17 protein-coding genes, 1 tRNA gene and 3 pseudogenes are annotated in these 19,061 nt (G+C 47.9%); 8 read left to right on the plus strand and 13 right to left on the minus strand.

From position 1 onward, the window contains the following. Window positions 1-30: 30 nt before the first annotated feature. From L0M14_RS17010 to L0M14_RS17025, 4 genes and pseudogenes are all read right to left on the minus strand, one after another. On the minus strand, window positions 31-903 hold the full coding sequence (locus tag L0M14_RS17010) for a carbohydrate ABC transporter permease (protein WP_235117858.1): 873 nt from the start codon (window positions 901-903) through the stop codon (window positions 31-33). 14 nt (window positions 904-917) lie between these two features. After that, window positions 918-1,861 (minus strand): annotated as a pseudogene (locus tag L0M14_RS17015) (ABC transporter permease). 237 nt (window positions 1,862-2,098) lie between these two features. Then, complete coding sequence (locus L0M14_RS17020) at window positions 2,099-2,920, minus strand: AraC family transcriptional regulator (RefSeq protein WP_235117859.1); 822 nt, start codon at window positions 2,918-2,920, stop codon at window positions 2,099-2,101. Between the two features lie 370 nt (window positions 2,921-3,290). Continuing rightward, window positions 3,291-5,982 (minus strand): annotated as a pseudogene (locus L0M14_RS17025) (adenosylcobalamin-dependent ribonucleoside-diphosphate reductase). A gap of 411 nt (window positions 5,983-6,393) precedes the next feature. Between L0M14_RS17025 and dat the strand changes: the two are divergent. After that, window positions 6,394-7,224 (plus strand): D-amino-acid transaminase, encoded by an 831-nt coding sequence (dat, locus tag L0M14_RS17030; RefSeq protein WP_235117860.1) that lies wholly within the window; start codon window positions 6,394-6,396, stop codon window positions 7,222-7,224. A 336-nt stretch (window positions 7,225-7,560) separates the two neighbouring features. On the opposite strand, the gene L0M14_RS17035 is transcribed toward dat, so the two are convergent. Together L0M14_RS17035 and L0M14_RS17040 are read right to left on the minus strand one after the other, a co-directional pair. Next, window positions 7,561-8,400, minus strand: a complete 840-nt coding sequence (locus L0M14_RS17035) for a lipoate--protein ligase family protein (RefSeq protein ID WP_235117861.1) — start codon at window positions 8,398-8,400, stop codon at window positions 7,561-7,563. A 143-nt stretch (window positions 8,401-8,543) separates the two neighbouring features. Continuing rightward, window positions 8,544-9,776, minus strand: coding sequence for a polysaccharide deacetylase family protein (locus tag L0M14_RS17040; protein ID WP_235117862.1), 1,233 nt, complete (start codon window positions 9,774-9,776; stop codon window positions 8,544-8,546). A 174-nt stretch (window positions 9,777-9,950) separates the two neighbouring features. Here L0M14_RS17040 and L0M14_RS17045 point away from each other — a divergent pair. From L0M14_RS17045 to L0M14_RS17055, 4 genes and pseudogenes are all read left to right on the plus strand, one after another. After that, window positions 9,951-11,728 (plus strand): annotated as a pseudogene (locus L0M14_RS17045) (DEAD/DEAH box helicase). Beyond that, entirely contained in the window at window positions 11,725-12,096 is a 372-nt protein-coding gene (locus tag L0M14_RS31120; protein WP_260115362.1) for a YqhG family protein, read from the plus strand. The pseudogene L0M14_RS17045 and the gene L0M14_RS31120 overlap by 4 nt, the downstream one beginning before the upstream one ends. Continuing rightward, a complete protein-coding gene (locus L0M14_RS17050; RefSeq protein WP_260115363.1) occupies window positions 12,008-12,697 on the plus strand; it encodes a YqhG family protein in 690 nt (229 codons plus the stop codon). Before L0M14_RS31120 ends, L0M14_RS17050 begins: the two co-directional genes overlap by 89 nt. A gap of 119 nt (window positions 12,698-12,816) precedes the next feature. Beyond that, window positions 12,817-13,866, plus strand: coding sequence for a hypothetical protein (locus L0M14_RS17055; RefSeq protein ID WP_235117863.1), 1,050 nt, complete (start codon window positions 12,817-12,819; stop codon window positions 13,864-13,866). A 121-nt stretch (window positions 13,867-13,987) separates the two neighbouring features. Here the strand turns inward: L0M14_RS17055 and L0M14_RS17060 are convergent, their stop codons facing one another. From L0M14_RS17060 to L0M14_RS17070, 3 genes are all read right to left on the minus strand, one after another. Beyond that, window positions 13,988-14,638, minus strand: coding sequence for an SGNH/GDSL hydrolase family protein (locus tag L0M14_RS17060; RefSeq protein ID WP_235117864.1), 651 nt, complete (start codon window positions 14,636-14,638; stop codon window positions 13,988-13,990). 109 nt (window positions 14,639-14,747) lie between these two features. Then, a complete protein-coding gene (locus tag L0M14_RS17065; RefSeq protein ID WP_235117865.1) occupies window positions 14,748-14,963 on the minus strand; it encodes a YqzE family protein in 216 nt (71 codons plus the stop codon). A gap of 84 nt (window positions 14,964-15,047) precedes the next feature. Further along, window positions 15,048-15,329 carry a hypothetical protein gene (locus tag L0M14_RS17070; protein ID WP_235117866.1) on the minus strand — a complete coding sequence of 94 codons (282 nt, stop codon included), beginning with the start codon at window positions 15,327-15,329 and terminating at the stop codon, window positions 15,048-15,050. Window positions 15,330-15,634: 305 nt separating this feature from the next. On the opposite strand from L0M14_RS17070, the gene L0M14_RS17075 reads away from it, so the two are divergent. Both L0M14_RS17075 and L0M14_RS17080 read left to right on the plus strand, forming a co-directional pair. Continuing rightward, entirely contained in the window at window positions 15,635-16,045 is a 411-nt protein-coding gene (locus tag L0M14_RS17075; RefSeq protein ID WP_235117867.1) for a YjdF family protein, read from the plus strand. A gap of 111 nt (window positions 16,046-16,156) precedes the next feature. Next, the gene (locus L0M14_RS17080; RefSeq protein WP_235117868.1) at window positions 16,157-16,399 is read left to right on the plus strand and encodes a hypothetical protein; all 243 of its coding nucleotides are present in this window, start codon (window positions 16,157-16,159) and stop codon (window positions 16,397-16,399) included. A 65-nt stretch (window positions 16,400-16,464) separates the two neighbouring features. Here L0M14_RS17080 and L0M14_RS17085 read toward each other — a convergent pair whose 3' ends face one another. Together L0M14_RS17085 and L0M14_RS17090 are read right to left on the minus strand one after the other, a co-directional pair. Beyond that, window positions 16,465-17,118 carry a Bax inhibitor-1/YccA family protein gene (locus L0M14_RS17085; RefSeq protein WP_235117869.1) on the minus strand — a complete coding sequence of 218 codons (654 nt, stop codon included), beginning with the start codon at window positions 17,116-17,118 and terminating at the stop codon, window positions 16,465-16,467. A 408-nt stretch (window positions 17,119-17,526) separates the two neighbouring features. Beyond that, window positions 17,527-17,610, minus strand: a tRNA-Leu gene (locus tag L0M14_RS17090). A 122-nt stretch (window positions 17,611-17,732) separates the two neighbouring features. On the opposite strand from L0M14_RS17090, the gene L0M14_RS17095 reads away from it, so the two are divergent. After that, window positions 17,733-17,912, plus strand: a complete 180-nt coding sequence (locus tag L0M14_RS17095; RefSeq protein WP_235117870.1) for a hypothetical protein — start codon at window positions 17,733-17,735, stop codon at window positions 17,910-17,912. Between the two features lie 71 nt (window positions 17,913-17,983). Here the strand turns inward: L0M14_RS17095 and L0M14_RS17100 are convergent, their stop codons facing one another. Next, on the minus strand, window positions 17,984-18,544 hold the full coding sequence (locus tag L0M14_RS17100; RefSeq protein ID WP_235122939.1) for an adenosylcobinamide amidohydrolase: 561 nt from the start codon (window positions 18,542-18,544) through the stop codon (window positions 17,984-17,986). 198 nt (window positions 18,545-18,742) lie between these two features. Further along, window positions 18,743-18,994: a hypothetical protein gene (locus L0M14_RS17105; protein WP_235117871.1), complete on the minus strand. Its 252-nt coding sequence runs from the start codon at window positions 18,992-18,994 to the stop codon at window positions 18,743-18,745. Window positions 18,995-19,061 lie beyond the last annotated feature (67 nt).

The raw sequence follows: 19,061 nt of genomic DNA on the forward strand, positions 1-19,061 counted from the left end.
TTCAACCGCTTGAAGCGGTCGAGACAGCTATCAACCTTTAACTGCACCAACAAGCATGCCAGATATAAAATAACGTTGAAGCCAAGGGTATACGAGTAGAATGGGCACAGTTGCAAACATAATGCTTGCGGCCTGTAAGCTCTCCGGAACCGGCGCAGAACCTCCAAATCCCTCCTGTGCCGTGGCGTCATTCACCTGACTGTTGATCACGATCTCATAGAGCTTCTGTTGAATCGGGTATAGGCGTGAGTCATTGATATAGAACAGAGCATCCTGAAACATGTTCCATCGGTCGACAGCGGAATACAGAGCCAATGTAGCCAAAATCGGCAGTGACAGCGGCAGCACGATTTGCATTAAATAACGAAAATGACCGCAGCCGTCCATCCAAGCGGAATCTTCCAGTTCAGCAGGGAGCTGCGTGAACGATGTTTTCAGGATAATCAAGAGGAAGGCGTTGATAAGCAGCGGTAAGACCAGCGACCCTACGCTATTCAATAGATGAAGCTCTTTAATCAATAAATAGTTTGGGATAATGCCCGGATTAAAGAACATGGTTATGATGATCATTGCGAACAGAATATTTCTTCCCTTAAAATTCCGTCGGCTAAGCGGATACGCAGCCAGGATCGTAGCGATCAAGCTCACAAAGGTGTAACCGACAACAAGGCAAATCGTAAACAGCAACGAGCGAATCATGCTCAGGTCACCAAATACGTTCTTATACGGTTCGAAATTTAAATCTATCGGCCATAATGTCACTTCGCCGGACATGATTGCCCGATTACCACTTAGAGATAACGCGAACATATGGATCATGGGCACCACGCAAAACAAACAGAAGATACCCAGCAAAAGCATAATAATTGTATTGCCTATTTTCTCAGCCGGATTTTGAGTCATAGATGTACCCCCATTTAGAAAATGCCCTGATTATTGATTTTTCTCGAAATGAACTCTGCCGACAGCAGAAGAATTAGTCCTACTACGGATTGGAACAAGCCGACAGCAGTTGCAAGTGCGAATCTTGCCGACTGAATCCCTACAGAGTATACATAAGTGCTGATTACTTGAGCGTAATCCATCACATATGAGTTCTTCAGAACATAAGGCTGTTCGAAGCTGATATTCGCCATATTCCCGATCTGAAGAATGAACAGGACGACGATGGTCGGCTTAATCCCTGGCAAAGTAATATGCCAAATCTTGCGCATCCGGGTTGCACCATCCACTTCTGCCGCTTCATACAGCTCCTTATTAATTCCTGTAAGCGCTGCCAAATACAAAATCGTTCCCCATCCGGCATTGTGCCAAACCCCTGTCCCAACATAAGTAGCAATCCATAGAGCCGGTTTTTCCAAGAATGGAACGGGGGAGCGCCGATTGCCATCAGCATATGATTAATCGAACCATTATTCGTTGAAAGCAACTCGATGGCCATTCCCCCAACGATGACCCACGAAATAAAATGCGGCAAATACATCAATGTCTGGCTTACTTTCTTGTACCACTGCACCCGTAGTTCATTCAGAAGAAGGGCTAATAGAATAGGAACCGGAAAGGTAAGCAATCCGAGCACGTTCAACATCAGAGTGTTGCGTAGTGCCTTATAAAATTCGGGCATGGTGAAAATTTCTTTAAAGACCGCGAAGCCTACCCAAGGACTGGCCCAAACCCCTTTAAAAATGTTGTAATCCTTGAAAGCAACCATAACGCCAGCCATCGGAATATACCTAAAAATGATAAAGAATGCCATGGGTATGGTCATCATTGCGTAAAGTGGCCATTGTCTTTTCAAGTAGGCGACGCCACCTCCTTTAACTGCAAGAATGGAGGTTGTAGTTCTTGCTTCTGTTTTCATTACATCATTCCTCTCCATCTGGTGTACTCACCTCTTTGTAACTATTGGTATTGTTGCTTTCATCAGATGCGTCAGATACAAACAATCCTGAGCTCCTGAAGATTTTTTTATATTTGCATTGTAGTGTTAAGCGCTTACAAAATCCATGGACAAACTTTTACCCATTTGTACTAATTATGGATAACATTTTTTGCATGGAAAAAGGACCTATCGCTATCCTCGATAAGTCCTTTTATCTTACTTGTTTATGATATTTAACTCCTGCCGATCGGACCTGCTATTATGCAGCAGAAGTCTGGAGGGGGGAAATCCCTTTATTTTTTTGAATAACTTGCTGAAATAATAAATGTCTTCAAAACCGCATTTATAGGCAGCCTCCTGAACGGTAAACTCACCGCTAAGGAGGATATTCTCAGCATTGTTGATTTTCATTCTATTGATATATTCTTTGACGGATGTTCCCATGTTTTTCTTGAATAGCGTTCCAAAATATGCGGTAGTCAAACCACTAATAGATGCTAGCTCTTCAACCTCAATTTGTTTCTGCAAGTTGCTTAATACGTATCTAATAGCTCTCTGAATACGTTTGTCTATATTCAAATTGTTGCCTTTGTAATAGAGAGACTTGAAATAATAATGAAGAATGAGAAGCAGTAATGCACGCGCTTTCAATTCATAACCTTCGTTTTTCTTTAACCATTCAAATGTTAATTCATTGTATAAGGATTGCAATTCCTCCTGCTCACCGATATGCGAAATGAAAGGAAACGGTAAGCGAATGTCTCTGCCTTTCAAATCATAGAGATGAATGTTCAGTGCATAACTGGTCATCAAATTAGTTGGGTCGGTGGTTGCGCTTCGGCGGCTGCCTTTAGGAATACATATGAGATCACCTTGATTGACTTCATACACGGTGCCGTTAATAGAATAATAAGCTCTACCTTTGAAGATATAGGTTAAGTCGATAAAATCTGTTGTGGCATCTTCAATAATCCAATTGGGTGTGGAGTGTCTATTGATGAATAATTCAATTTGAGGATTAATTTCGATATATTCCATAAGAAATCATCCTTTCTACAAGCAATATTATACAAATAACCCAATACCTGATTATTGATTATATTCTAATATGAGATATTTCTAGATTCAAGAAACTTTAGTCTGGAAAGTAAAGAACATACTTCGAAACGTACAGAACATTTATATATAAAGTGAGAACTCAGCTTCAATGAAAGAAAACAGTGATATTCCAGAGTTATTTAGAATCCAAGGGACTCCGCGAGTAAATGATGGTTTGTTGCAAGGACACACTAAACAAAAATAAAATGCCACCCCAAAAGGTGGCACAAATGAAAAAAAAGAAAAGAAAATCGTAAGTAAAAGTAAATAAAAATAAAAAAAAAGACCAGGCTCCCGCCTGGTCTTCCCCTTAGCTACATCTACTATATCCGCAATTTGCGCAATTTTTGCAGCCTTCGCTGTTGATCAGCGAAGCGGAGCCGCACGATGGACACAGGTCCTTCGTCGAAGAACTGGCCGCCGAGCTGGAGTAGCCCTGGCCCTGGCTTCCAGCACCGCTGCTTACTGGAGCTGCTGCGACAGCTACCGGTGCGTCGAGCACCTCGCTGGTCGCGGTGACGTAGTTGCGAGCGTCGTCCGACTCGTTCATGACTTCGTCGTGCTGCTCAAGGCTTTGGCAACTGCGTCGGCGATGGACTCGACACGGTTGTTGCCGAAGCCGATGGCGCCGGAGCCGCCGATGCCTTTGAGGTGCTTCACGAGAAGCTTCACTTTATCGCCGTGGTCACCATAGCGCAGGAACAAGGAGCATACCCGACCGAGCGCCTCGGACATGGCGAACACGTCAGAGCCTGCTTTCCCTACGTTTAAGAAAATTTCACTTGGTGTGCCGTTCATATCATTAATGGTGATATACGCCATGCCAAACGGCGTGTTGACTTTATAGGTAGCCCCGCGTAGGATTTGCGGGCGGCGCTTGTACTGCTTGTCGAAGACTTGCTCCGTCTTCGCATCTACGTCGACAGCTAGCTGATTCGAGATAGCTGAGAATGACGCTGACTCCTGCGCTGCCGAAGCTGCAGCAGTCTCAGCGACCGGAGTCGGGGCTGTCTCAGCCACCGGAGAAGCAGCAGCTTCCGCCGAGGATTGTGCAGCTTCCTCTTTCTTCTCTTCTTTCTTGTCTGAGCTTGTGCTCAACACCTGCACGTCACGGCTTCCGTCACGATAGATCGTTACGCCTTTACATCCCAGGTCAAATGCCAGCTCGTAGAGACGCTTGGTCTCTTCGACTGTGAAGTCAGCCGGACAGTTCGCTGTTTTGGAGATAGAGCTGTCTACCCACCGCTGAATAGCGGCTTGCGCGCGAATATGGTCTTCCGCAGTCAAGGACATCGCCGTTACGAAGTAGTCCGGCAGATCCTGATCCGGATGCTGGTCCTTCCATTCCTGCGCGATTGGCACGTACTGCTTATCAAAGCCAAGGCGGCTTTGGCGGTAATATTCAAATGCGAAATAAGGCTCGATTCCCGTTGAAGTCCCCACCATGGTACCCGTACTTCCTGTAGGGGCCTGGGTAATCACGGTAACGTTGCGCATTCCGTTCTTTTGAACAGCTACACCTACCTCTGGAAATTCTGAGGTCATGTTTTTCATAAATCCGCTTTGCAGGAATTTTTCGGCATCAAACTGCTTGAAAGAGCCTTTTTCCGCTGCAATTTCTGAGGATGCCAGGTAGGCTTCTTTCGCCATAAAACCATAGATTCGATCAAGGAAGTCCAAGGATTCCTTACTTCCGTAACGAATTCTCAGCTTAATCATCAGCTCGGCTAGTCCCATCGTCCCCAGTCCTACGCGGCGCTCACTTTGCTGGTTTTCCCGGTTTTCTTCGAAATGGTACGGCGTCTTATCAATGACATTGTCCAGAAACCGTGTCGAGTAGCGGACGACTCTGCCCAAATCCTCCCAATCCACATCATGCTTGGCTGCATCGTAGAATTTGGAAAGATTGATTGCGGATAAGTTACATACCCCCCAAGCCGGCAGCCCTTGCTCACCGCATGGATTCGTACAGATGATCGGGTTAAAATACCAACTGTTGGACATCTGGTTATAGTACTCCATAAACACAACGCCAGGCTCTGCGGATTTCCATGCAGATTCGATAATGGTGTGCCACACATCACGCGCGCGAACCGTACGATAATGCTTCACGCCCTTACCGAGCTGCTTCCACGCGTCCAGATTGCCGTCCCATTTATCGTTGTAATCAGGATCCGTCGTATCCGGGAATACTAGATCCCACTCTAAGTCTTCTTTGACTGCTTTCATAAACCCATTGCTGACGCAAACCGAAAGATTAGCGTTCGTAATTTGTCCCATGGTGGACTTCACGGTAATAAAGTCTTCCAGATCCGGATGCCAATCATTGATCATCAGCATGAGTGCGCCGCGTCGGCTGCCTCCTTGCTCGATCAGGCCGGTTGTATAGCTGAATAGACCGCCCCACGATACGGCGCCGCTTGAAGATCCGTTCACGCCTTTCACGATAGAGCGTCTTGGTCGCAGTGAGGATAAATTAATACCTACGCCCCCGCCGCGTGACATGATCTCTGTCATTTCAGACAATGTATTCATAATTCCGCCACGGCTGTCGTGAGGCGATGGAATGACATAGCAGTTAAACAGCGTTAACTCATCACTAGCATCAGCACCCGCTGCAATCCGTCCTCCCGGAACGAGCTTCCAGTCATTTAGAATATAACGGAATTTCTCAGTCCATTCCTGTTTCTTCTCAGGTGCCTCTACAGAAGCCATTGCTCCTGCGAGCCGATCCCACATTTCTTCAGGTGTTTTTTCTATATTTAAAGTAAGCTTCTCCACAGCGGATTCCACAACATGACCGCTGCGTGTTCTCACTTTGACCATTTTTTCTTCACGGCTGATGATTTCGCCGACTTCCTTGGCTGGGAATTTGGGATCATCCTTCGTAAGAACAAGCACAGTATCGCCGACCTTGGCCAGGTTCGTATCCGCGTTCTTGAGCGCGTAACGATCCAAAAAATCTTCTCGCTTAAGCCTTCCAACTTCCTGCTTGATTGCATCATTTCCAACAACAACACCCTCCCAATAAGCTCCATGATTTGCAACAATATAGATAAAATCTGTGTATGAAGTTTATGTAAAAGCACTATATATTGTGTGCGTTTTTCATTATACAGCACTATATGTTGTGTATCGAATAGGTTTTCAACCAAATTTTACGATTAGTCCAAGCCTAGATGCAGTTTTCGTCGATTTTCTACGGATTGCTCGTTATTTCAATATAATCCGATAAAGAAATTCGACAATTTTCGCAGACACTAAGACTATGTTTCTTACATGTAGTATATCATAACCTGCCTCTAAATAGAACATACGTTTGTATATTTTTAGAATATAACCTTCTTGAAGGATTTACGCCTAGTTTGTGGAAATCTGATATGAGAATTCATTATCGGCAGGAGGCAGCCCGCATGTATTTTTATAAGGATTCATTTGTCGAGAAGACGGACCGAATGATTTCACCAGATGATAGAGGGTATTACTTTGGAGATGGGATCTATGAGGTGTTTCGTATATACCATGGCAAGGTTTATGAACAGGAAGCACATTTGGTAAGGTTAGTCCGGAGTGCTAAAGACGTACGCATTGAGCTGCCATATTCCTTAGAGCAAATTAGAGAGATCATTACCACACTTGTCAAAAAAAGCCGTATTTCCGAAGGCACACTATACATGCAAATCACCAGAGGTGAGGCTCCGCGGGCACACTCGTTCCCTCAGAACGGCAAGCCTGTCATGACCGCCTACTGCACAGATGTCCCGAGACCGACCGATGCCATGGATAATGGCATCCGCGCCATCTCCCAAGACGATATCCGATGGCTGCGCTGCGACCTCAAAACACTCAATCTGCTGCCTAATGTGCTGTCCAAACAAGCGGCCGTGGATCACGGCGTTCAAGAAGTTGTGCTGCACCGAGGCGGCATCGTTACGGAATGCAGCGCTTCGAACCTGATGATGGTCAAGAACCAAATTCTGCACACACACCCGGCGAACCACTTAATTCTGCATGGCATTACCCGCATGGTTGTTCTGCGATTAGCTCACGCTTTGAAGCTGGAGGTGCGCGAAGAACCGTTCACGCTTGAGGATTTGTACCAGGCTGATGAAGCGTTCATTACCGGAACTACAGTCGAGATTACACCACTTGTAGAAATCGACAATAAACCGATAGGCTCCGGTATTCCCGGAACCATCACCAAGCAATTGCAGCAGCAGTTCGAACGTACTTTTAGCAAGTGATCGTGAAGCCCGTCCCTAGCAACATTCAACCAGAAGGCGACTAGCCCAAGTTCGGGACTCTCACCTCAAAGATGACGCTTGTCCTGGGATATGTCCTCGTAACCTCACCTATCTTCACTTACAAATTTTTATGCTATGCTTCAGCTATACACTTCGGCTTCCTTACGGTATGCAGAAGATCTCACTCCTTAGTCGGAGCGCTGCCAAGCGAACTAGCAAAAGGCGCCTGCCCCTTCCCGGGCAAGCGCCTTTCTCTATTTCCTCTAACTCAACTCCCACGCGAAGCTCCCAGCTCGCGGTGTAGCATCGCTAGATGGTCGTCCGCCACATTCCAGCTTATCTGCGCAAATTCCACGCATCCGTGCCATATTTCTCCTGAACCAGCTGTGCTGCCAATTCCTCTTCCTCCGGCGTGGGAGCAGATGGTTCCAGCTCGACGCCAAGTCCAGTTGCGATCCCGCTGCGGAAGGCCTCCTCCACCTGCTTGAGCGTAACAGCTGCCTTGCCCTGCGCCCGCAGCAGATCGTTGATCGCCACCGCTTTTTTCACAAAGCTCGCCTTCATCCGTTCCGCCACTTTCTCATTACTGAAAGTCAAAAGACGAAACAACTGATCGATGTCCATGTCCAAAAGGATCGAGCCGTGCTGCAGGACGACATCCTTCTGCCGGACCTGGGCGCTGCCCGCCACCTTGCGTCCTTCCACGACAAGCTCGTACCAGGAAGGCGAATCGAAGCAAGCGGACGAGCCTACGGACGCATATTTCTCCTTCTCTTCTTCCGAAGCGAGCTGTACCATTTCCGCATCTAAGCCTAACCCGCGAAACCCTTGCAGCAGCCCTTCACTAAGCACCCGGTAAGCTTCCGTTACATTACGCGGTATGCCCGGATAGGTCTCCGAGACAATGATACTGTAAGTCAGTTCCTTGTCGTGCAGCACGGCTCTGCCGCCTGTCGGACGCCTGACAAAACCAATTCCTTCTGCAGCGACTGCCTCTTGGTTCACTTCCGACGCCTTCTGGAAATAGCCGATCGACAGCGTAGCCGGGTTCCATCCGTAAAAACGCACTGTAGGCGGTACCTTGCCTTGACTGTGCATGGTCAGCATTGCCTCATCCATTGCCATATTTTCAGCGGGAGAACGATCTCCCGTATGTACGAAACGCCACTTTTCCATCAGCATGCAACTCCATTTCGCTTCACTAACTATATCTACAACTCGTCCATCATACCACAATCTCTGAGAAAAAATCCCGCACACGCAGCATCAATCCCTTGAAATCTCCAACAAATAGCCCCTGTACCATCGACCAAATGGCTTCACCTGCCAGAAGTTAACCGCGTAATCAACAGCTTGTCCGTTACATAGGGTGATCCTGCATTAATTCTTTTGATCAGCTTCGCTTTATTGGTGTTAAAACCATCGTCCCCAGTGAAAATGTAAGGAATATGCACCTGCGCCGCAATTTCGTTCACTTCCGAATTCGATTGTCCATGAGGCAAGCACAGCAGATTGAGCTTATTCCCGAGCTTGTCTGCAAGAATCTGGTCAGCTTTCTCAAGATCTGTCCGAACCCTCGTCCTATATTCTTGATCCGTTTCCAGCTTGTTTGTTGCCGAACTCACGATTTTGGCGGTAAGCTGCGAATATTCTTTTCCCTTTTGCACCACCGTGTCGTGGGAGTTATAGGTATGCGAGTAGAAGCTAAAGCCGTTACGCTTCATCTCCGTGATTTCCGACCAATTTAAAATAGCGGGTTTTCTAGCCGTACCGTCCTCGACATAGCCAACGATTAAGAAGACCGTCGCCGGCATCCCTTCCGACTTCAGAATCGGATATGCATACCGGTAGACCGATTCGTAACCATCGTCAAAGGTGAGAACGACCGCGTTAGCTGGCACGGATTTTTTCTTCTGCAAGAAATCTATGAAATCCTCAATGGAAATCACATGAAATCCGTAGGCTTTCAGTGCATCCATATGAGCTTTGAACCGTTCAGGTGTAATGGTGACGGAGGACTCTTCGCTATCCAGATGATGGTACGTTAAGACAGCAACCTTGTTCTTGTAATACGTTTTGGGGGTGACGTTCGTTAGAGACAACGTCTGTGCTTTATTGATTGAAGGCAAGGCAGGCTTTAGAACAGTTATTACGTTTCCGCCTTGTTGTACTGGCAGAGCTGCCGATCCACTTCCTCCCTGCTGCTCCTGCAGAACTGCCGATCCACTTCCTCCCTGCTGCTCCTGCAGAACTGCCGATCCGCTTCCTCCTTGCTGCGACGGTTGGACAGCCGGTTCGCTTCCTCCCTGCTGTCCGCCCGCATCCGAAGCGCCTGCCGGCACCTTCTCCGCTTGAAATTCCATTGTACTAGGCTTACTCCATGTCATCACATGCTGCGCAACGCCAATTGCCGCCACTCCCAGCACCAAGATCAAGAGCAGTGTTTGCCAGCTTCTCATCCGCCATCGTTTCATTATAATCGTCATTCCTCTTGTCGTCTGATTAGGACCGTACGTTTGGCACGAATATCCATTCAACAGCCATTCTAGCACAGGCCCTACCTGCAAACATTAATCTAAAATTAACTTATGAACGTAAGATTTCACAACTCGCAAAGACAGCTTTTTTATACCTGAGCCCCAGCCCGGAGCCAGTGGAAAAGTTATGAAATGGGTCAAAAGCGGACATACTAACACGTATTCGCACGATCATAAGGAGGCACGCCTATGCGTCAGAATGAACAGCAAGAGAACATTCGCCCCATTCATGATCATCTTCATATGCATTTTGACCGGGAATGGTCTACGGAATTAGAGAGTCGCATCCGGGGAGGCGGCCCCTGGGACGACTGGACGCTATATCAGCTTGCGTATGAGTCGGAGGAATCCGCTTTAATTCCGAGCTTCGACGAGCTTCAATGCCTTGTCCATCTGGGACAGCTCGAACCGATGCCGCATCAGCTTCAAACGGCCAAGAGAGTTCTGAACGAAATGAGAGGCCGCGCGATTTTGGCCGATGAGGTCGGGCTGGGTAAAACAATCGAGGCTGGCTTGATTCTGAAGGAATACATGATTCGCGGCTTGGTGCGAAAGGTGCTGATCCTCGTCCCCGCTTCTCTCGTCCTGCAGTGGGTCAGAGAGCTGAACACCAAATTCGGCATCCCGGCAGCCGCGCAAAAGAAAGCTTACATGTGGGAGAACTGCGATATTGTTGTCGCTTCTATGGAAACAGCCAAACGAGATCCGCACCGTGATATCGTCATGGGGCTTGAATATGACATGCTCATTGTCGACGAAGCACACAAGCTCAAAAATAAGAAAACGACGAACTACACCTTTGTCAACGGTCTTCGAAAAAAATACTGCCTGCTGTTAACCGCTACACCGGTTCAGAACGATCTGAAAGAGCTTTACAACCTTATTACACTCCTCAAGCCGGGTCAGCTCGGGGGGCAAAGCAGCTTCAAATCCAACTTTGTCGTCGGAAAACGGATGCCGAAGAATGAAGGTCTCCTGCAGCAGGAGCTGTCTAAGGTCATGATCCGCAACCGTCGCGGTGACGGCGGACTGCAGTATACAAAGCGTGTGGTTAAGAATATACCGCTCACCCTTTCTCCGGACGAGCAGGCGCTCTACGACGGTGTAACGGAGTTCGTTCGCTCCCGCTATCAAGAAAGCAAGGGGGACGCGACCAGCATGCTGTCCTTGCTGACGCTTCAGAGGGAGGTCTGCAGCTCACGGGATGCTGTCTTTATAACACTCGTGAATTTATTTAAAAAGACAGCTGAAGATTCGCCGATACGAGCGAAAATCTGGGAGCTTGTGGAGCTCATACGCAGCATCAAGGCGAATTCCAAAGCGGAGAAGACGGTCGAGCTCATTCAGGATATCGGGGAGAAGGTCATCATTTTCACCGAATACCGCGCATCCCAGGAATACTTAATGAATTATTTGAAGGAAAAGAAAATCACAGCCGTTCCTTATCGAGGCGGCATGAATCGCGGCAAAAAGGATTGGATGATGGACTTGTTCCGCAACCGCGCCCAGGTCCTTGTCGCTACGGAAGCAGGCGGTGAGGGTATCAACCTGCAATTCTGCCACAACATGATCAACTTCGATCTTCCATGGAATCCGATGCGTGTAGAGCAGCGGATCGGCCGCGTCCACAGGCTCGGGCAAACACATGATGTCAACATTTACAACCTATCAACCCGCAATACCATTGAAGAGCATATTTTGTCTTTGCTGCATGAGAAGATCAACATGTTTGAAATGGTGATTGGACAATTGGATACGATTCTGGAGCGGATTGAGAAAAAGGCTCTCTAGAGTCCTCCTTATTCCGCATGGTTATGGAGTCCGGCTCTCAGGAGGATATTCGAAGAAAGCTAGATGAGTTGGGCTCTTCCTTCTCCGAAATTCAAAGCGAAGTTGAGAGCGACGGCGCTCCTCTCGCCGCTATACTGGATGCCGTAGGCAGCCACAACATCGAGGTCAGACCATGAACAAACGAAACATCCATACTTTCGTCATGAGATTTCTAGAAGCTTACGACTGCACCATTATGGAAAAGACACCCGCTTACGTCACCGTAAAGCTTTCACCTGAAGCAGATAAGGAATTGACCGGCAGGCCTTATTATTGGAGCTTTGTGGAACGAACAGGCGCTCAAGCGGAGACGATGACTTACAAATTCATCTTCGACCCGGAACAGATGAAAGCGGAAGCAAAGCCTAAGCCGCAAGCGGTCACCCCTGCAGCTGCACCCGCTCCGCCTGCAGAAGGTGCTGCGCAGGGGAGGCTCCGAGAGCATCCTCGGCCGATATTTCGGCTTCGTTCCGACGGCTGTTACAGCCCGCGTCCCGCAGGATGAACTCACGTTCGGGAGCCGCAGACTGGAGCAGCTCTTCGGCATTGTCAGACAACGCGGAAGGTTCGTTCATTTATTTGAAGAGCCATTCCCGATGCAGGCTCCTTCGTCGCAAGCGCTCATCTATGACCGCTGGTTTTGCGTGAATTACAAGGTAGAGCTGGCCTGCGACCGCAAACGCAGTGAGATTCACTCGCTCGGCATTCAGCTCAACAGCGGCGAAATCCGGGAAAACTTTCATAAGCAGATGCTGAACAAGAGTCTCTCGCCCAAGCTGCCCATCGGCTGCCAAATGCTGCCCGATACTCTCACAATCCCTAAGGCCGTCAATGCGCTCGAGATGCTTCTAGAACGCAAAATCAGCCGCTACGACCATACATGGGCCGCTGAAGCGAATGATCAGCACCGCAGCGAAATTAACCGTGTCGAATCGTACTATGATGGACTACTGCTCAGTGCCGAACCTGAGCAGCGCCCCGAGATCGAGCTTCAATGCCGCAACCGTCTGCAGGAAATTGATTGGCAATATAAGCCAAGAATCGTCGTTTCTGTCATCAATTGCGGATTGTTTCACCTGAACTCAGGCAGAGCAACCAGAAATTGACGCCAGTCGCTAAAACCTTTCAAATACATCGCTACAGGTTCTAACATTCTTTTTAACGCATATCTATTAAAATAAAGCATATCTTGATAGGTTACAGATAGGTAGGTGAACGATTCCAGATGAAATGGCTAATATGGACGACAGCCTGCCTGATTGGCATAGGCGGCCTCTTGCAAGCCCCTGTCCGCAGCTCGGCAACGGATGATGCAAGCCGGACAAGCTTGATTCAAAGCAGCAAATACACTGAGGAACAAGCACCCCGTGTTCTTGTAAATGAGATCAATGAGGCATCTATACCCAGTGATCCTGCAAACCGCGCAGAAGCCGATCCCGAACAGAATTCCGCAGGAATGCAAGAAAACAATCCCGCTGTGTCGAGCGAAGCTGCGTTTACGAACACCGTCAACAAATGGCAAATGGAACTGTCGAAGGAGCAAGGCTTTGAGAGCTGGAAGGATGCTGCATGGAAACAATATCCGCTTGGACCAGGCACACACGGCTGGGTGGTTATCTTAAACAGCGGCCAACAGGAAGTCGGTTACATGGTCATCAGCGCCGCGGAAAACGGCTCTCTCCAACTGACCGAATACGGCAGCGGAGATCAACCCTTATTCAGCTTGAATACGCTGTATCGCACGTTGATACAGCAAGAACTTATACCTCCCACAATCAGCTTCATGCAGTTCAGTGAGAGCGGCATGATAACTAAAGAACGGTTATACATGGATGGTTTCACATCGGTATGGAAAGTACAGCTTCCTGACCAAACCTATTATGTAGATGCCAAGACTGGCGAGCTGCTGCCTATACATGAAGATCCCGCATCAAGCTCACTCGCCGCAGAGCTAAGAACGGGAACCTCGCTGAACGGCTCCATTCAAGAAAGACGGGTACCGAGCTTTGATCCCTATGAAAACATGTCATGGATTGTCGGAGAGCCTCTAGCGATAACAGAGCTGAAAGACCTCCAGAACCAACTGGATCAGCAGTCTAAGCTTACTTATGTAGCAGAGCTCTATGATCATCAGGTTACCATACCCCTTGCTGTGCTAGGCTACCGGCAGTGGGACTCCGAAGAGCCATACCTCATTGTTGATCAAGAGGGGCCGCGGTTTATCCTGCTCCATAATGCCGTCCGCCAAGGACACATTTCTCTTAGCTCAATCTAATAGCATGAAAAGAAGCAAAGCCCTTGAAGCGCGTTCGTCACGCAGACTTCAAGGGCTTTTGAGGTTTTATGGAGTCATGATCGACGTTTTGTCACGACCGTATAGTCAGCTCTCATCTCGCTCAGTTCCACTGAAAACCGATTCCACGCAGGAAAGCATTCGCGAGCACCGTATGCCCCACATGATTCGGATGGACACGGTCCCATGCCAGATAAGCAGCATAGTAAGATTTCAGCACCGGCTCAAATGCCGCTTGTGTATCCACCATGACCGACCCGGTCTCATGGGCAATCCTTTTGACGACTTCACCATATTGGTCCATTCTGCTGCGCATAGCGTCTTGCGGATTAGGCTCTATGTAGAACGGAGTCATGAGGACCATGCCCTTAACCTGCGGCTTCGTCGCTTGAACCAATTCTCTCAGTGTAGATTCATAGGTCTCCAGATCAACCATTAACTCGGGCTGATGCGGTGAATCAAATTGCCGCCATACATCATTGATCCCGATCATCACGGACACCCAGTCAGGCTTCAAATCAACGACATCCGTCTGCCACCGCTTTTTCAAATCCAGAACAGTATTTCCGCTTGTGCCGACATTGATCACTTTCAGGCCTAATTCCGGATAAAGTGCATTCAATTGACCGTCGACTAACGAGACGTAGCCTTTGCCCAATGCCCCAAACAATCCTTGTCCAACAGGCCTTGCCCGCTCACAATCCGTAACCGAATCGCCAATCATGACGAGCTTGTCCCCGCGTTCCAGCTTCATGCTTCAATACCCCTCCCATCATTGAATCGTATTATCATTCGCGGCTTAAATAAAAAAAACCTCCTACATCTATCAAAAAGTACAAGATAGACAGGAGGTGATTCTATCATCAGGATTTTAGCCTTCGTAGGGCTTGCTTAATAGATTTGGTTTGGTCTATAAGCATTTTTGTTGATAAAGGGATCATTCCGAACCAACGAGTCTGCCAGGCTTCCCTTTGTTCTTTACTGCTGGCTCTGACCTGTCTGCGTACATCTTTGGGCGTTTCTATGTAAGTAATAACCTGCTGCGTAATAAATTTGACAAGATCATCGCTTTTCGCCATTCCGCCACCTGTCCTTCCCTTTTCCTCTCATTATTACCTAGGAAATAAAGGATTAAACTGGTCGGACAGGCAGAGGCTGGATGCTTAAGCTATTTTGCCACCGCTTTCGGTTACGATCTTATCGGCGAACGATTTAATCGTGCCGCAGCCAAGCAGCATGGGCTTGTTGACACACTGCAGCAGCAGTGTTTGGCTGTTCATATCCCACGCATATTGAAAGCCTACATTCAAGCCTGCTACCGATATGTTGAATTTACCTGAAGGCGCATTCGGGATGGAAAAGCCTTGCTTTCTTCCTACACTCTGAAGTCCTTTAAATACCGAAGACGAAATACCTTTATATGTCCATGTGCTGCACGCCGCCATAGGTCATCTCCCCTTCACCCTGAAGTCTCAATAAATTGTATGAAACTGGGAGCCAAAAAAGTGCTTGTCTAGAAAAGAAATCCAGTTTCAATCCTCACCTTCTCTACATTCACTTCGACACCTCTTGGGGGTTGCCGCGGGATTGAATATTGTGCCTGTTGGCAGGCCTCCGCTCCGTCCCGTATAATAGAACAAGCGAAAAAACACGGTCCGGTTGGTAGTCCGGATGCATAGCGGACGCACTATGTCGTATCCTTCCCCCCTCGGGATGTCCATCGCGATATGTAATCAGGAGGGGAATACCTATGAAATTAACGGTATTTTTTGAACAACCATTCTGGGTCGGCGTCGTCGAAGAAGAGCGAAACGGCAGGTTGCGGGCTGTCCGCTACGTATTTGGTTCAGAGCCTTACGATGCTGAAGTCCTAGACTTCGTGAATACCAAAATGACCGCTTGGCTGGAACGCGTCCAGAGGTCAACAGAGGTTGCTCCGCTCTCGGAGCGCAAGTTGAATCCCAAACGGATCGCGCGCCTCGCCGCGAAGGAACTGGAACGTAGAGGCGTATCTTCGGCAGCCCAGGAGGCGCTAAAGCTTGAGCTTGAGCATCGGAAAAAGGAACGTAAAGTTGTCTCCCGCGAGCAGCGCGAAGCAGCCAAGGAGATGAAACGTGAAATGGCCCGGCTTAAAGCCAAGGCGAAGCACAGAGGCAAATGAATGAAGGTAAACATTGAATCCGCAGACAAGAATAGGAGCCAATTTCGGCTTCTATTCTTTTTTGTCCTGCATATACTAGAACAAATAGATTTGGAAGAGGTGTTTGCTAGAATGTGGAAACCAATGCTGCACACGGATAGAATGGATATTCAGATGAACACGGAAAATCAAATTATGGAGATTAAGCTTGCTGCTCAAGATCCCTCCTCCCCCGTGTCGATTCAGCTCAATCATGCTGAAGTGATAGAAATGATTCAGGCCATGCTGGAAATCAACCGAAACTTCCGAGGCGACAAGGCTTACTTTGAGCCGGCTCCACTAAACGGTCCTCCCGAGTCGGACACACATTTATAGAATGAAAAAAAGCACCTTCTTGGTTGTACACGATGGCACAATAAGAAGGTGCTTCTACAGATGAACTAATCTCTGCTTGCTCCTGCAATAGAAGCGATGAAGCGCAGAATATACAAGAACAAATTGATGAAATCCAGGTAAATGTTCAGCGCCGCAAGGGGAACTTCCTCAGCTGCAACCCCATCTCGATATTGAGATACATCGTAAAGGATCCATCCGCTAAAAATAAGAATGCCGATCATTGACCACACTATGCTCATCGCCGAACCGAAGGTGAAAAAGAGGTTTACTAAGCTCATGATCACTAGACCGATTGTAGCGGCAAATAGGAAGCCACCTAAGAAGCTAAAATCTCTCTTAGAACGGTGTGCGTAGAGAGCAAGCCCCCCAAATATGGCGGCAGTAGCTAAGAAAGCTCCAGATACAAGGTTAGCACCCAGCAAACTACCATAGTTCATAATGACCGGATACAGCGTCACGCCTGATATCGCGGTGAAGGCATAGAGGAAGCCATAGCCGATATGTCGGCCGCGAATTCGAATGACGAATGCTGCCACGAGCATCCCAAGTTCAGCAACTACAAACAGCATGATCATCTGCGGCGGCACGACCATAGCGCCTATGAGCATGCCGATGAAGGAAACCAGCAGCGATATGGCAAACGTCTGTAGTACATGAGCAAAACTGCCTGTATGAGAAGCTGTTATCGTTCTTTCCATGACTTTCAACTCCTACTAGTTAAATTTTGTACAACCTATACTATGCATTATATCCAGAATTCATGTAAGTAGCTACCCAAAGCATGAATTCAGAATTCAGGTTGGCGGGGCTTAGCAGCTATCACATCCCGTTAGCCATGCATGAGTGCTTTGACTATCGCAGTAATGAGCCTGAAGCCTCCCCGAACCAGTAGTTCCGAAATCATTTCTCCGATAGCTTCCATTTCAATGTCTTGAAAACGTTTAAACCACCTACGGTTACGTTGCGAAGGGTTCTTGCGGCGTACTAGCATGAGCATCACCTCGGAATAGAGTAAACTCTTCATCCCATACGAAATTCGGCTTTAACGCGTTTCAAAATAAAATAGACCCTTCAGAAATGATGTTCTGAAAGGTCTATTTTGAGTATGCGGTCGAGAGGACTCGAACCTCCACGGGGGTTAGCCCACACGGACCTGAACCGTGCGCGTCTGCCAATTCCGCCACGACCGCTTGTCGTAGTGACAAAATCAAATATATCATGCAACCTATATGAAGTCAAATCCAAATGATCGATGGCTGCATACTTCACCCACTAGCAGCAAAACCTAACACAAAAAGGAGGTAGACAACCCATGGATCAAAAAGAAATTGACGCCCTAGAACCAAAATTCACGGGGAATCAAAGGGATCTAACAGAAGGCGAGGCGCAAGCTATCGTGCATGATCCCGCCAACCAAATTGATTCTGACGATGATTTAACTGCAGATGTACCTGCTGCCGCAGCTGCTTATGGTCTGTTTAGAAGAACATAGAGTGAGACTGATCAGCTTCATATGACCAAGACGCCCTGGTCACTTATCTCCTTACAAGACCAGGGCAATAGTCATATACACAGCCGACCAGAAGCTATCAGGCCATCGTATACCGTTTTGCCTAGCAAGTAACCTAGCTGAGTGGCTGTGCCCGCATAATGTAACACTCTGCCACGCCCTGTCGCTGCGATAAGAACTGCATCCGTAGTAGTGCCCGTTGCCGACTTTCCGTTGTCTAATGTAACGCCTAGATCCTGAAGCGCTGCTGTTTTGGCTTCTGTAGCGGTTATGATGGCATTGGCCATACAAGCGTCGGTCATACAACCATTCACAATTACCATAATATTAATCGTTCCTGGGTACAAATCATTCCCAGTCCTACTGCCTGCCCGTGCTTTATTGCTGAATCCGGAGGTTACACACGAAGTTACCTGAAGCCTGTTATCCTCATCGGAAACCGACTGCACAGTTCGGTCCGTTTCAATATCAATGGTGCTCAAAGTAAAGCAACCTGCTTGTTTTACATAGGCCGCGGTTAACATACTTGCACAGTCCTGAGGATTGAACCCCTCTAACGTAAGAAATTCGTTCATCTCGCCCACGGGATCCTCGGCTTGATAATGCTTGTCCACCTGTCTGTTAATTAAAGTGCGGTGATAGCCAAATCCGCCCCCCAAGGCGAGGAATTCAACGTGTACAAAGGTGCTTCACTTTGGGCTATGAGATACTCTCCGCGAGAGGAACTGATTCTTTTTAAATTTATGCCCGGTAATGGTATGTGCAAATGATGTTTCATCATTCCAGCGGGCTCCCGACCGAGCGCATGCACGTTACTCCTCATCCTCTAATACGGCCGACTCTTGGGGAAGCATGTATTCAGGGGGTCTTGGGTCCGTAAAAGGCTGATAGACATAGCCGCGTCCCAGCTTGACTACACGCCTGTTTTGTTTGCGAATCAACACACTTTCGTCATCCCAAGCTACTACGATTCCCTTGACATCGTTGGCCGGATTCACATCACGTACCACCCGCAATACGATATTCTCGATTCTGTATGTATCCAATTGATCATCCGAAATCATTCCCAATCATACCTCCAAAAATGAACTAGCATCAAAGCTTTCGGGCCTAGAAGCTGCCATTACTAGC

The sequence above is a fragment of the Paenibacillus hexagrammi genome, from assembly GCF_021513275.1.
GTDB lineage: Bacteria > Bacillota > Bacilli > Paenibacillales > NBRC-103111 > Paenibacillus_E > Paenibacillus_E hexagrammi.